The organism is Pseudomonas sp. GW821-FHT02H06 (genome assembly GCF_059421525.1).
The window spans coordinates 90,800-104,911 of record NZ_JBWKVD010000004.1 but is presented as its reverse complement, the minus strand read 5'-3'; the positions used below and the strand labels follow the sequence as shown (position 1 = coordinate 104,911).

General features: G+C 61.0%; 11 protein-coding genes and 2 tRNA genes. 3 read left to right on the top strand and 10 right to left on the bottom strand.

The features are described from left to right. Positions 1-25: 25 nt before the first annotated feature. The gene (locus tag AC07VF_RS08800; protein WP_192170845.1) at positions 26-952 is read right to left on the bottom strand and encodes a LysR family transcriptional regulator; all 927 of its coding nucleotides are present in this window, start codon (positions 950-952) and stop codon (positions 26-28) included. A 121-nt stretch (positions 953-1,073) separates the two neighbouring features. Here AC07VF_RS08800 and fpr point away from each other — a divergent pair, with 121 nt between their 5' ends. Then, entirely contained in the window at positions 1,074-1,853 is a 780-nt protein-coding gene (fpr, locus tag AC07VF_RS08795; RefSeq protein WP_065989778.1) for a ferredoxin-NADP reductase, read from the top strand. 168 nt (positions 1,854-2,021) lie between these two features. Here fpr and tsaA read toward each other — a convergent pair whose 3' ends face one another. From tsaA to AC07VF_RS08780, 3 genes are all read right to left on the bottom strand, one after another. Further along, positions 2,022-2,726 carry a tRNA (N6-threonylcarbamoyladenosine(37)-N6)-methyltransferase TrmO gene (gene tsaA / locus AC07VF_RS08790; RefSeq protein WP_192170846.1) on the bottom strand — a complete coding sequence of 235 codons (705 nt, stop codon included), beginning with the start codon at positions 2,724-2,726 and terminating at the stop codon, positions 2,022-2,024. 17 nt (positions 2,727-2,743) lie between these two features. Continuing rightward, on the bottom strand, positions 2,744-3,205 hold the full coding sequence (locus AC07VF_RS08785) for a YehS family protein (RefSeq protein WP_074891250.1): 462 nt from the start codon (positions 3,203-3,205) through the stop codon (positions 2,744-2,746). A 72-nt stretch (positions 3,206-3,277) separates the two neighbouring features. Next, the gene (locus AC07VF_RS08780) at positions 3,278-3,988 is read right to left on the bottom strand and encodes an rRNA pseudouridine synthase (RefSeq protein WP_133772785.1); all 711 of its coding nucleotides are present in this window, start codon (positions 3,986-3,988) and stop codon (positions 3,278-3,280) included. Between the two features lie 162 nt (positions 3,989-4,150). Between AC07VF_RS08780 and AC07VF_RS08775 the strand changes: the two genes are divergently transcribed. Beyond that, positions 4,151-5,146 carry an alpha/beta fold hydrolase gene (locus AC07VF_RS08775; protein ID WP_495007844.1) on the top strand — a complete coding sequence of 332 codons (996 nt, stop codon included), beginning with the start codon at positions 4,151-4,153 and terminating at the stop codon, positions 5,144-5,146. A gap of 12 nt (positions 5,147-5,158) precedes the next feature. On the opposite strand, the gene AC07VF_RS08770 is transcribed toward AC07VF_RS08775, so the two are convergent. Beyond that, positions 5,159-5,611 (bottom strand): GNAT family N-acetyltransferase, encoded by a 453-nt coding sequence (locus AC07VF_RS08770; RefSeq protein ID WP_495007843.1) that lies wholly within the window; start codon positions 5,609-5,611, stop codon positions 5,159-5,161. A 121-nt stretch (positions 5,612-5,732) separates the two neighbouring features. After that, positions 5,733-7,070 carry a 30S ribosomal protein S12 methylthiotransferase RimO gene (gene rimO, locus AC07VF_RS08765; RefSeq protein ID WP_346625518.1) on the bottom strand — a complete coding sequence of 446 codons (1,338 nt, stop codon included), beginning with the start codon at positions 7,068-7,070 and terminating at the stop codon, positions 5,733-5,735. A gap of 270 nt (positions 7,071-7,340) precedes the next feature. On the opposite strand from rimO, the gene AC07VF_RS08760 reads away from it, so the two are divergent. Beyond that, the gene (locus AC07VF_RS08760) at positions 7,341-9,239 is read left to right on the top strand and encodes a potassium transporter Kup (RefSeq protein ID WP_192170849.1); all 1,899 of its coding nucleotides are present in this window, start codon (positions 7,341-7,343) and stop codon (positions 9,237-9,239) included. 187 nt (positions 9,240-9,426) lie between these two features. On the opposite strand, the gene AC07VF_RS08755 is transcribed toward AC07VF_RS08760, so the two are convergent. From AC07VF_RS08755 to AC07VF_RS08740, 4 genes are all read right to left on the bottom strand, one after another. After that, positions 9,427-10,716 carry a virulence factor family protein gene (locus tag AC07VF_RS08755; RefSeq protein WP_192170850.1) on the bottom strand — a complete coding sequence of 430 codons (1,290 nt, stop codon included), beginning with the start codon at positions 10,714-10,716 and terminating at the stop codon, positions 9,427-9,429. Next, on the bottom strand, positions 10,716-13,358 hold the full coding sequence (gene mprF / locus AC07VF_RS08750; protein ID WP_192170851.1) for a bifunctional lysylphosphatidylglycerol flippase/synthetase MprF: 2,643 nt from the start codon (positions 13,356-13,358) through the stop codon (positions 10,716-10,718). The genes AC07VF_RS08755 and mprF overlap by 1 nt, the downstream gene beginning before the upstream one ends. A 330-nt stretch (positions 13,359-13,688) precedes the next feature. Then, positions 13,689-13,765: transfer RNA gene (locus tag AC07VF_RS08745), tRNA-Met, on the bottom strand. A 268-nt stretch (positions 13,766-14,033) separates the two neighbouring features. Then, positions 14,034-14,110 (bottom strand) — tRNA-Met (locus AC07VF_RS08740). Positions 14,111-14,112 lie beyond the last annotated feature (2 nt).

The following is a 14,112-nucleotide window of genomic DNA, read 5'->3' as shown; positions in this document are numbered from 1 at the left end:
CGCCGTCAGACAGCCGGGCGGCGCCTCAGGCGATGCTCGGCAGGACGATCTCGTCGCTGCGATTCACGCCGGCGGTGAATGAGCGGCAGAGGTCGAGGAATTCGCGAATGGCCGATGTCTGGTATTTCTGCTTGTGCCAGATGAAGTAGAACTGCCGCACCAGATCCAGCTCCGGCGTTTCAACGGCCACAAGGCTGCCCCGGCGGAAAGCGTCACGCAGGGCCAGACGCGAAATGCAGCCGATCCCCAGCCCGGACTCGACGGCGCGTTTGATCGCTTCGGTGTGTTCCAGCTCCAGCCTCACGTTCAGGCTGTTCAAGTGATGACGCATGGCCTGATCGAAGGTCAGGCGCGTCCCCGAACCCTGTTCCCGCAAGATCCACGCCTCGTGCGTCAGTTCCTCAAGGGACGCCCGGCCCTTTTTGGCCAGGGGATGCTGAGGGGCGCAAAACACCACCAGCTCATCCTCGACCCAGGTCTGCACTTCGATGTCGGGGTGGCTACAGTCACCTTCGATCAAACCCAGATCAATCTCGTAATGAGCGACCTGCTGAACGATGTTCGCCGTGTTTTGCACGTGCAGCTTTACCTGGCTCTCGGGGTGGCGCTGCATGAAGCTGCCGATCAACAGCGTGGCGAGGTAGTTACCAATGGTGAGGGTCGCGCCGACTGCCAGCGAACCAAAGCCAGACTTGCCGTTGAGCAGGTCTTCGATCTCCTTGGCCTGATCCAGCAGCGCGACGGCCTGTGGCAACAGCTGCCGGCCGGTCGCGTTGAGGCTCAGCCGTTTACCGGCGCGGTCGAACAGCTGGCAACTGGACTGGCGCTCCAGTTCGGTAATGGACGTGCTCGCCGCAGATTGCGACAAGGACAACAGGACCGCCGCGCGGGAAACGCTTTCCTGCTGGGCGACCGCGACGAAAACCTGGAGCTGACGGAGAGTAAATCGCATATCTATATAACCGATAACCTATATCTTGATAATTCAGTTAACAGATATTGTGTCTGCCACTAGAATGTCGCGCAATGGCGCACTGACCCGCGCAAGAATTTATCAGGAGCTCCCACGTACCATGAGCAACATGAATCACGAGCGTGTCCTCAGCGTTCATCACTGGAACGACACCCTCTTCAGTTTCAAGTGCACCCGTGATCCTGGCCTGCGCTTCGAGAACGGTCAGTTCGTCATGATCGGTCTGCAGCAGCCAAACGGGCGCCCGCTCATGCGTGCCTACTCCATTGCCAGCCCGAACTGGGAAGAGCATCTGGAGTTCTTCAGCATCAAGGTGCCGGACGGTCCGCTGACCTCGCAGCTGCAGCATCTGAAGGAAGGCGACGAGATCATCATCAGCAAAAAGCCTACGGGCACGCTGGTGCTGGACGACCTCAAGCCGGGCAAACACCTTTATCTGCTCAGCACCGGTACCGGTCTGGCGCCGTTCATGAGCGTCATTCAGGACCCTGAAACCTACGAGCGTTTCGAGAAGGTCATTCTCTGCCACGGCGTGCGTTACGTGAACGAAGTCGCCTACCGCGAGTTCATCACCGAGCACTTGCCGCAGAACGAATTCTTCGGCGAGATGCTGCGCGACAAGCTGATTTACTACCCGACCGTGACCCGCGAGCCGTTCGAAAACGAAGGCCGCCTGACCGATCTGATGCGCAGCGGCAAGCTGTTCAGCGACATCGGCCTGCCGCCGATCAACCCGCAGGACGACCGCGCCATGCTGTGCGGCAGCCCGAGCATGCTCGACGAAACCAGCGAAGTGCTCAACAGCTTCGGCCTGACCGTTTCGCCACGCATGCGCGAGCCGGGTGATTACCTGATCGAGCGCGCGTTCGTCGAGAAGTAATCGCGTTCGGATACGACCCAATCGCCGATGAGTCATCCTCGCACTACCGCGAGGGTGACGTCATCGGCGAATAGGTCAGTACAGGCACCCGCCTTTTTGGGGTCTGAAAAAAACCGCCTGGAGGTCACGGACCAGGCGGTTTTTTTGTGGGCGGGTGTAAGCGGTTTATCAACCGGCGGCGGGGACGACTTCCAGCACGCAGATCACGCCTGCTTGCGGGTAATGCCAGCGCACGTCCAGATCCCAGAACTGCGCGCCGTAGCGTCGCTCTGGCGTGGGTGTCTGGTAGGCCGGTCGCGGGTCTTGAGCCAGGCACTGCTCGATCAGTTCGATCAGCGGTTCTTCGAGGCGCAGCCCCTGTTCGCGAGCCTGGGCCAGCGCCGCGTCTGCCCATTGCACCGGAATCATCTCCGGCGCGGCGGCGGCCATGCTGTTGCGCGCATCAACGATCACATCGGCATAAGGCACGTAGGGTTTGACGTCCAGCACCGGCGTGCCGTCCAGCAGGTCGATGCCTGACAGCCACAGGCGCCCGGCTTCGACCTTGTCCAGCTTGACCACCGACTGACCGATCCCGTTCGGCCGATGGGTCGCGCGCGTGGCGAACACGCCCATCGACTGATTGCCGCCCAGACGAGGAGGGCGCACCTTGAGTCGCGGCTTATCCTCCAGGGCCTGATGAAACAGAAACAGCAGCCAGACATGGCTGACCTGTTCGAGGCCCTGCACGGCGTCACCCTGATCAAAAGGCGCGACCAGCTCCAGCACGCCCCGCGCGGCAGGCGCCAGTTGCGGCTGCCGGGGAATGGCGAACTTCTCTTTGAAGCACGAGCGCATAAAGCCGATCGGCGAGACGCTGTAGGCCTGGGTCATCGACGGATCTGCAGCACTTAGCCGCGTACGCGCAGGGTCAGGCCGCGCAGGAAATTGCGCAGCAGCTGGTCGCCGCAGACGCGGTAGTTGGTGTGACCGGCCTTGCGGAACAGGGCGCTGAGTTCAGGCTTGGACACCGGGAACTCGGACGCCTTGAGGATGGCGTGCATGTCGTCTTCTTTCAGCTCGAAGGCCACACGCAGCTTTTTCAGGACGATGTTGTTGGTGATCGGCAGCTCGACAGGCAGCGGCGGGCGGCTCTCGTCTTTGCCACGCTTGAAGAACACCAGGCCGTCGAGGAAGTGCGCCATGACCTCGTCACTGCACGGCACGAAGCCTTCTTCTTCGTCTTTCTTCATGTAGGCCGCGACATCGGCTTTGGTCGCGTCGAACCCGCCGAGCTTGATGATATCGACCACTTTGGCGTCGTTGATATCAAGCATGTAACGGATGCTGCGCAGTACATCGTTGTTCATCATGGTGCGTGTATTTCCTGGAGATTCACAGATGAGCGCACGCAGGGTTGGATGCGGCGCTCATAAAGGGGGGATTCAGAATTTTTCTTTGTCGGTCATGTAGCGCCACTGGCCTTCAGGCACCTTGCCGATGGACACGCCGCCGATACGGATGCGCCGCACCGAAACAACCTTCAGGCCTACTGCCTCGCACAGTTGGGCAATAACGCCGGGCTGCGGGTTTTTCATGGCGAAGCGCAGGCGGTTTTCGTTCTGCCAGCTGGCTTTGACCTTCGGCAGTTCCTTGCCCTTGTAGGTCATGCCGTGGTTCAAGCGGTTGAGGCCGTGGGCAACCATGTCGCCCGAGATTTCGACGACGTATTCCTGCTCGATCTTGCTGCGGTCGTCGGTGAGTTTGCGCAGGATTTTCCAGTCCTGGCTGAACACCATCAGGCCGCTGGCGTTGGCTTGCAGCGTGGAAATCGCTTCCAGGCGCAGAAAGTGCCCTTTGAGGGGACGTCGACCGATGCTGTGGTCGGCGGACAACGTAGCGGGTGTGATCAACGCCAAGGCACTTTCAGGGGCCATGCCTGCAGGGGCGTTAAACAAAAGGGTAACGGATTCAGGCGTGTCGGCTTTTGCTTCCGCGTTCAGCACCACGGTCTGGTTTTCGACCTTGAACTGCGGCTCGTCGACGACAACGCCGTCCACCGTGACCCAGCCGCCTTCAATAAACAGCTCGGCTTCGCGACGGGAGCAGCCGACCAGCTCGATAAGGCGTTTGGAAAGGCGAATGGGGTCAGTCATGAGAAAAGCCGTAACAAAATGGAAAGGCGCCTATTGTACCCGCGCAGGCACCGTTAATCGCGGCCACATTGAAATTGCCTGGCGAATAAGCCTCCACTCGATGGATTTTTCCGGGAGCGACGCAGGTCTGCTCTCTATTCCTACATTGTCTGGAGCGAATTCATGACCAAATGGCTACCCGCCCTGCTGATGACTGTCAGTCTGCCGCTGCTCGCTGCGCAACCACCGGCCTACGGCCCACAGCTGGAAGGGTTTCAGTATCCGTTCCCGGCGCAGAACTTCAGCTTTGAATCCCAGGGTGCGCCCGTGCAGATGGGTTACATGGACATCAAGCCAACCGGCACTGCCAATGGTCGCAGCGTGGTGCTGCTGCACGGCAAGAACTTTTGCGGCGCTACGTGGGAAGGAACCATCAAGGCGCTGACGGGCGCGGGTTATCGTGTGGTCGCGCCGGATCAGATCGGTTTCTGCCGCTCCAGCAAACCGGCGGATTATAAGTACTCGTTTGAGCAGCTGGCGCAGAACACCAAAGCGCTGCTGACCCAACTGGGCATCGATCACGTCACCGTGGTCGGGCATTCAATGGGCGGCATGCTGGGGACCCGGTTTGCGCTGATGTACCCCGACCAAGTGGATCAACTGCTGCTGGTCAACCCTATCGGTCTGGAAGACTGGAAAGCCAAAGGTGTCCCGGATCGCAGCTTCGATGACTGGTACGCCCGTGAGCTGAAGACCAGTGCCGACAGCATTCGCAAGTATCAGCAGTCGACCTACTACGCCAATGAATGGCGGCCCGAGTTCGATCATTGGGTCGACATGCAGGCCGGCATGTTCAACGGCAACGGCAAGGAGGAGGTCGCCCGGGCATCTGCGCAGACCTACGGGATGATCTTCAATCAGCCGGTGTTCTACGACTTCGGGAAATTGAAAATGCCGACGGTGTTGTTGATTGGGCAGAAGGACAATACCGCCATCGCCAAGGACGCGGCGCCCGAGGAGTTGCGCAAGACGCTGGGCAATTACCCGGAGCTGGGCAAGGCCGCAGCGAAGCGCATCCCGCAGGCGACACTGGTGGAGTTCGCTGGGTTGGGCCATGCGCCGCAGATTCAGGACCCTCAGCAGTTCAACAAGGTGCTGCTGGAAAGTCTGAAGCGCTGATGCAGGGTTGCTTCACATGACCTTGAGCCGCATCCGCAATATCGGATGCGGTCGGCCGAGCCCGTCCAGCTCGGTCCGGCCCACCACTTCAAACCCCTGCCGTTCGTAAAACCCCCGCGCCTGAGCATTATGTTCGTTCACGTCCAGCTCGGTGATGTGGAAGTGCTCCATCGCGTAGTCCAGCAGTTGCTTGCCCAGGCCCGTGCCACGCTGGTCGGGGGCAATGAACAGCATTTCGAGTTTGCCCGGGGTGGTGCCGGCGAAACCGGTGATGCGCAGGTGCGAGTCGCGGGTGCAGAACAGGTTTACGGCGCCCAGGTACTGGGTTTCCAGCAGATGCCGGAGCAGCGTGATGTAGTTCTCGGGCAGAAAGTCATGGGTCGCGCGCACGGACGCCTCCCAGACCCGGGTGAGTTCGGCGAAATCGTGCTGCCTGGGCAGATAAATGACCGAGTTCCGGGTCATGTGGCCGCTGCTCCCTGGGTAGTGATCCTGATGTGGGGACGATAGCCAGAAAAAACAAACCCCGCCGTTTTACGGGCGGGGCTGGTGGAGGCGAAGCGGCGTGCGAGCCAGGGATTGAGCGTTAGATTGGCTCAGCCCACAGGTCGTACTCATCGGCATCCACTACGCGGCACATGACCTTGTCGCCTGGCTTGAAGTCACGGTCGCTTTCCACGAAGACGTTGCCGTCGATTTCCGGCGCGTCGAAGAAGGAACGACCGACGAAACCCTGCTCGTCCACTTCGTCGATCAGCACTTCGATTTCCTTGCCGATTTTCATCTGCAGGCGTGCGGCGCTGATGGCTTGCTGGTGCGCCATGAAGCGATCCCAGCGATCCTGCTTGATGTCGTCCGGAACAATCGGTGCATCCAGCAGGTTCGCCGGCGCGCCCTCGACAGGGGAGTACTGGAAGCAGCCGACGCGATCCAGCTGGGCTTCAGTCAGCCAGTCCAGCAGGTACTGGAAGTCTTCCTCGGTTTCGCCCGGGAAGCCGACGATGAATGTCGAGCGGATGATCAGGTCCGGGCACTGTTCGCGCCAGTTCTTGATGCGCGCCAGGGTCTTGTCTTCGAAGGCCGGGCGTTTCATCAGCTTGAGGATCTTCGGGCTGGCGTGCTGGAACGGGATGTCCAGGTACGGCAGGATCTTGCCCGCCGCCATCAACGGAATGATCTCGTCGACGTGCGGGTACGGGTAAACGTAGTGCAGGCGTACCCACACTCCCAGCGAACTTAGGGCCTGGCACAGCTCGGTCATGCGTGTGCGGACCGGCTGACCGTTCCAGAAACCGGTGCGGTACTTGATGTCGACGCCGTAGGCGCTGGTGTCCTGGGAAATCACCAGCAGTTCTTTCACGCCGGCTTTGACCAGACGCTGCGCTTCGTCGAGCACATCGCCAATCGGGCGGCTGACCAGCTTGCCGCGCATGGACGGGATGATGCAGAAGCTGCAGCTGTGGTTGCAGCCTTCGGAAATCTTCAGGTACGCGTAATGGCGTGGGGTCAGCTTGACCCCTTGAGGCGGCACCAGATCGATCAGCGGGTTGTGATCGAGCTTCGGCGGGGCGGCGTCGTGGACGGCATTGACCACTTGCTCGTACTGCTGCGGACCGGTGACGGACAGCACGCTCGGGTGCACGCTGCGAATCACGCTTTCATCCACGCCCATGCAGCCGGTGACGATCACTTTGCCGTTTTCGGCCAGCGCCTCGCCAATGGTCTCGAGGGACTCGGCCTTGGCGCTGTCGATGAAACCGCAGGTGTTGACCACGACCACGTCAGCGTCCTGGTAGGTCGGCACGACCTGATAGCCTTCCATGCGCAGCTGGGTCAGGATGCGCTCGGAATCGACCAGAGCCTTCGGGCAACCGAGGCTGACAAAGCCGACCTTGGGGGCGGCAGACGTGGTGACGGTGGACATTGACTAACCTCGGCGTAGGATGCCCGGCGTTTGGCCGAAGCATTGACTGGGCGCTTGGGGCGCCTCTGATCAAAAAGTGCGCAATTCTAGCGGCGCGTCGAACGATTGACCAGTGTTATACAGAGAATTACGACGAGTGCTGCGCTATGCTTCGCGGCGTTACGCCCGGCACCCCAAGTGGGCCGGGCGCATCGGAATTTACCGGTGCGGCGTGGGTCAATCCGACAACGCCGGATCGCGGCGCTCGAGTCATGGTTTCAGGAGTGGTAAATGGGTCACGCAACGAGTCAGGCAGAGGTCGGGCATTCTTCGGCGAAACCGTTGAGTCTGCTGGTGGGCGCGGTGGGTGTAGCCTATGGCGACATCGGTACCAGCCCGCTTTACACCATTAAAGAGGTCTTCGTCGGCGGCTATGGCGTGCAGGCCGGCCACGATGCCGTGCTGGGCATTCTGTCGCTGATCTTCTGGTCACTGATCTGGGTGGTCTCCTTCAAGTACATGGCCCTGGTGCTGCGCGCCGACAACGAAGGCGAAGGCGGCATCATGGCGCTAACGGCGCTGGCGCGAAGGGCTTCAGCCAAATACCCGAAGCTGCAGGCGAGCATGATCGTCTTCGGCCTGTTCGGCGCGGCGCTGTTTTACGGCGACAGCATGATCACCCCGGCGATCTCGGTGCTGTCCGCGGTCGAAGGCATGGAGCTGGCCTTTGACGGACTGGAGCACTGGGTGGTGCCGATTGCATTGGTCGTGCTGGTGGCGCTGTTTCTTATTCAGCGTCACGGCACTGCGCGCATTGGCGTGATGTTCGGCCCGATCATGGTGCTGTGGTTCGTGACCCTCGGCGTGCTTGGCGTTCACGGCATCCTGCAACAGCCGGAAGTGCTGCATGCCGTCAACCCGGTGTGGGCGGTTCGCTTCTTTATTGATCATCCCGGCATTGGCGTTTCGGTGTTGGGCGCTGTGGTGCTCGCACTGACCGGTGCCGAGGCGCTGTATGCGGACATGGGTCACTTCGGTCGCAAGCCGATCTCCCGCGCGTGGTTCGCGCTGGTCCTGCCGGCACTGGTGCTGAACTACTTCGGTCAGGGCGCCCTGGTGATTCAAGACCCTGAAGCGGTACGCAACCCGTTCTACCTGCTGGCGCCGAGTTGGGCCCTGTTGCCTTTGATTGCCCTGTCGACGCTGGCGACCATTATTGCTTCGCAGGCGGTGATTTCCGGGGCGTTCTCGATGACGCTGCAGGCGATTCAGCTCGGCTACATCCCGCGCATGTACATCCAGCACACCTCGAGCGACGCCCAAGGGCAGATCTACATCGGTGCGGTGAACTGGGCGCTGATGGTCGGGGTCATCCTGCTGGTGCTGGGATTCGAATCCTCCGGCGCGCTGGCCTCGGCCTACGGCGTGGCGGTGACCGGCACGATGCTCTGCACAACGATTCTGGTGGCGTCGGTCATGCTGCTGGCCTGGAAATGGCCGCCGCTGATCGCGGTGCCGATTTTGGTCGGATGTCTGTTCGTGGACGGTATGTTCTTCGCGGCCAACGTGCCAAAAGTCATTCAGGGCGGGGCGTTCCCGTTCCTGGCGGGTATCGCGCTGTTTATCCTGATGACCACCTGGAAGCGCGGCAAGCAGCTGTTGGTAGATCGCATCGACGAGGGCGGTCTGCCGCTGCCGATCTTCATCAGCAGTATTCGCGTGCAGCCGCCCCATCGCGTTCAGGGCACGGCCGTGTTTCTCACGGCCCGTGCGGACGCCGTTCCCCATGCGCTGTTGCATAACCTGCTGCACAACCAGGTGCTCCATGAGCAAGTGGTGCTGCTGACCGTCGTGTACGAAGACACCCCGCGCGTGCCAACGGCCCAGCGCTTCGAGGTCGAGGCGTTTGGCGAGGGCTTCTATCGCGTGATTCTGCATTTCGGCTTCATCGACGAGCCGGACGTGCCGGCAGCGCTGAGCCTGTGTCACCTGAAGGAACTGGACTTCAGCCCGATGCGCACGACCTACTTCCTCAGCCGCGAAACCGTGGTCTCGTCGAAACTGGTGGGCATGGCCCGCTGGCGCGAGGGCCTGTTCTCGTTCATGTTGAAGAACGCCAACGGCAATTTGCGTTTCTTCAAACTGCCGTTCAACCGAGTGATCGAGCTGGGCACGCAGGTGGAGATGTAAGCAGCTCCGCTTCGGCGGGGTTTAACCGGGAATGTGCCGGGTGTCACGCCGTGAGATTGATGGCGTATGCACTGGCCTCTTCCCGGCTGAAGCCGGTCCAACAGAGGTTGGCCTCACGTCAGCGGGTAGCTGAAACAAAAAAATCCCCGCAATCGCAAGAGAGCAGGGATTTTTTATGGGCGGGCGATTACTCCGCGGCGGGTTCTTTGCCCTTCCACTTGTCGATCACCGCACTCAGGCGCTTGGCCAGGGCCGGGTAGTCTTCGTCGAAGTGATGGCCCCCTGGCAGTTGCATCTTCTCGCCAGGTGCTGTGGTTTCCGTACAGCCGCTTTCATCCTTCTCTTCGATGCCGTAGACGCACAGCACCTTGTCGCCGGGCAGCTTGGCCATCTCAGGGCCTGTCGCCGCTTCCTTACCAGCTGCGCCCAACCAGCCTTCGACTGCAATCTCGAAGCTGCCGGTGCGGGCGAAGGCCAGCAGGATGATGCCGTCGACCCGCGCCTTGTCTTCTTCCGGCAAGCGGTTGTAGATCGCTGGCAACACGTCGGCGCCGAAGGAATAGCCCGCCAGGACGAAATGCTTGGCGCCCCATTTCTGCCGGTAATGGGCCATCAGCTCGCTCAGATCAGCGGCGGTCTGTTCTGGCGATTTGTGCTCCCAGTAGTAACGAAGGGTGTCGATGCCGACGACCGGGTAGCCACCCATTTTCGCCATGTCGCCCGCCACGTCCTTGTCCAGGTCGCGCCAGCCACCGTCGCCGGACAGGAACAGCGTGACCGTGTCAGAGGGCTGGGAAGACGGCACCTCAACCACCGGAATGTTCAGACCACCGTTGTCGTCACCCCCAATCAGGCGACGGCGCACTTCGTTGTTCAGCACCTGCGGGTACTTGATGTCGTAGTCGCTGATGCTGGTTTCGGTATTGGGTGCGTCACGGACCAGTGTGGCGCTTTCGTCGTCGGGGCCGTCGTTCCAGGCGACCGTCCACTTGCCGTGGGCGGCGGCCTTCGGCACAGGGTCAGTGCAACCCGGCTGATCGCGGACGAAGCCAACCGAGATGGCCCGGGCATTGTCGTTGTCCTGACCGGCCAGCCAGCGCCACGCCAGGGAAGCACCCGCACCGACACCGGCGACCAGATCAGGCGCGCCGTCGAGCTTTTGCAGCGCGGCATTGAAGGTCTTCGCCTGAAGCTGGCAATCGTCCTTCGGCAGCGTCACTTGTACGACCCGGGCCGAAGCGTCGTAGCTCAGGGCGAGCAGTTGTTTCTCGGTCAATGATTCTTCAGTGGTAACGGCGAGCGCGACCTGGGTTTTCACCTTGGTCGAAGGCACCACACGGATCAGCGCAGAGCCGTCATCCAGGGTGATGTGTTCAAGCGTCGGTTGCGCGGCGGGGCGGTTCCACAGCCAGAAACCCAATGCCACCACCAGAATTACCAGGGCTGCGAGCAAAAAGCGCCAGTAGCGTTGAATCATCAGCGTTTCACCAATCCAGTCAGGCCGCCCGCAATCAGGGCGGCGGTATCTGCCAGTGCCACGAGCGGATCAAGTCCTGCGGGCACGGCCATATAACGAGGTTCCCAGTCAGGCTGGAATTTGTCTTTGAAACGGCGCAGCCCCTGGAAGTTGTAGAGCTGCTCGCCACGGCTGAACACCATCGAGCCCAGACGTTGGGTCAAGGGCGCGCCACGTCGCGGTTGCAGCCCGGACAACGGCACCATGCCGAGGCTGAAGCGGGCGTAACCTTCTTTTTTGTAATGCAGGATCAGCCCGACCATCATGAATTCCATGGTCAGCTTCGGTGCTTCCGGGTGCGAGCGCATGAGGTCCAGGCTCGCCAGATCATTGCGCGAGGTCTCCAGCAAATTGGAGAACGCGACCGGCTTGCCCTGGAAGTGCACGATGGCGATCCGGAAGTGCTTGAGGTAATCCAGGCTGAAGCGCCCGAGGGAGAAGCCTTTCTCGCGCACGTTCTTGCCCATCAGCCACGCATCGGAAATCACTTTGAGCTCGTCCATGGGCGCTTGACCCACTTCGTAGATTTCCAGCGACAGACCGTCGCGCCCACCCCGATTCCAGGTGTAGCGCAGGTCCTTCATTTCCTTGCCCTTGGCTTCGATGTCGAACTTGTGCAAATCGACCCGGGCCTCTTCGCCCAGCTTGATCGCAGTCAGGCCGATGTCCATGTAGAACGGCAGGTTCTCCGCACGCACCTGATAGAACACCGGGCGGGCATGGTGAACGTCACACAGATCGCGGAACTGCCAGATCAGCTCGGCCCGCTGCTGGGTCGGGCCGATCGGATCGTACAGCGCAACCAGGCTGCGGCCGCGATGGGCGTACATCAGAAACGCATTGCCGTCAGGGTGCATCAGCACGGCCTTGTCGCCGGTCAGCACCAAACCGCCATCGGGCTGGCTGGATGCTTTGATGATCTCCGCGGCTTTGGCCAGCTGTGCCTCGTCTGGCAGGTTGATCACAGGGCGCGCGGTGCGCAGCAGCCAGGTCAGCGAGACGATCAGCAGCAACACCGCGCTTCCGAGCGCCGAGCGCAGACCCCGTGGGGCATCGGCGTCCAGTGTGAACTGCCACCACAGCTGGTGGCTGTAGGGCACGTCTTGATAGGCGAACAGCAGCAGCCAGACCGAAGCACCCAGCACGCAGACACTGGCGACCAGATACAGCGGTGAAAACGGCAGTTCCAGCAAGCGACTCGGACGGTAGAACGAGCGACGGAAGATGGTCAGCAGGCACGCGGTCAGCAGCAGCAGACTCGCTTCTTCCCAGTCGAAACCCTTGAGGATCGACAGAATGGAGCCCACAAACAGCAGAATCGTGGTCAGCATCCACGCCGCCGACAGGCGACGACGCAGGCCCTGCGCGAGCAACAGGCAGAGCACGCCGATCAGGCTGGCGCCGAAGTGAGAGGCGTCGATCAGTCGATGGGGAATGAGGAAGCCGAGGCTCTCCAGGCGGGTGTCGATCTCGGGGGTCGAGCCGGAAAACAGCAGCACCACGCCGGAGAGAAATACCAGCAACGCCAGAATCGGAGCGCCAAGGCCTGACGCAACGCGCATGGCTTGTTGCGCAAACAATAGTCGCTTGGCCTCGCTGTAAAGCAGTACCAGACAAGCGATCAGCAGCGGCATCACCACGTAGATCAGGCGGTACAGCAGCAGCGCGGCGGCCAGCGGTGCGGCGCCCAGCTCGTCGGCAAAGGCGGCGAGCAGAATGGCTTCAAAGACGCCGACGCCACCGGGCACGTGGCTGAGGACACCTGCGGCCAGGGCCAGCAGGTAAACCAGCAGGAACGCACCGAAGGGCGGGGCGGAGGGCAGCAACAGATAGAGGACGGCAGCAGCGGCGGCGACGTCCAGCGCAGTAATCACCAACTGCATCAGGGTCAGGCGTACGCCAGGCAGACGCAGGGTGCGGCGGCCGGCGCGGACCAGCAGGTTATGCGGGATCGTCTGTTCCGGCAGGCGTCGGCGATAGATGGCATAACCCAGAATCAGACTGAACGCGAGCACGGCGACTGCAACGGTTGCCAGTACCGGCACTGATACATGCAGAGCCAGCGAAGCGGCGGGCAGGTCGCTCAAGGTCGCGAGGGCAGCCAGCGGGGGAAGTGCGCAACCCAAGGACAGGCTGGCAAACAGGGTCATGTGGGCAACTTCGCCCGCACCCAGTCCCAATCGCGAGTAAAGGCGGTAACGAACCGAGCCGCCGGACAGCATCGACAGGCCTACGGCGTTGCCGATGGCGAACGCGCAAAACCCGCCCATGATCAGCGACTTCGGCGGCAGATCGACATTGGCGTAGCGACTGGCGGACCACTCGTAGCCCAGCAGAATCACGAACCCGATGGCAGTCGCCAGCACTGCGCCGGCCAGAGAAGGCAGCGGCACACTGAGCAGCGAATCCTGCAGAGCGTAGATGTCCAGCTCGGTCAGCATGTGCCGACAGGCGATCAGGGCGATGGCGAACAGCAGGATGGTGACGCCTAACCCAATGGGTTGACGGTACTTGCTCACCAGTTCGCGTAGACGCAGTCGTTTCGGGGGAGCCGGAGGATGCTCCGTCACTGCTTCGTTTGTGTCGGACGGGTTGGCGCGCATCAATCACTCCTTGGATCGTGCGCGACAGGATGGAGGTATACAGCCAAGTTACCAATCCCTACGCAAAAAATAATTCAGGATGTTAGCGCTTGAACGTCTAACGGGCGAATACCACGGATACGTATCGGTGACCGTTCAGTCTAGGTTCAGTCGCTGGCCAGCGTATCGGCAGGGGAGATCAAAACTATCGCTCCCGGCAACATACAGTAACAAGACCTCTCGGATGAACGCACCCCGGTAATGGGATGTGACAAGGATTCCGGCCCGCTGTTCGAGCGCTTTCAGCGAGGCAAAAAAAAGGCCACTCTTTCGAGTAGCCTTTTTAGATGTTGGTTGCGGGAGCCGGATTTGAACCGACGACCTTCGGGTTATGAGCCCGACGAGCTACCAGACTGCTCCATCCCGCGTCTGTGTGGCGGCATTCTACAGTCGAACGACGAAGTGTCAACCTTTAATGCCAGGGATCGACAAAATAACCGCATCGGGAGCGTTGGGGCGCCTAAGTGGCGGTTGGACAAGGCTTTTATCGCAATCCGCGCCTGACAGCAGGTCGCCATCATCCACAGGCCTTGTTTCATTAATATGAAGCGCTGGGTGGAGAGGGCGGCGGGATCGCGCTTCCCCAAATGACAGCCACAAAAAAGGCCACTCTTTCGAGTAGCCTTTTTTGATGTTTGGTTGCGGGAGCCGGATTTGAACCGACGACCTTCGGGTTATGAGCCCGACGAGCTACCAGACTGCTCCATCCCGCGTC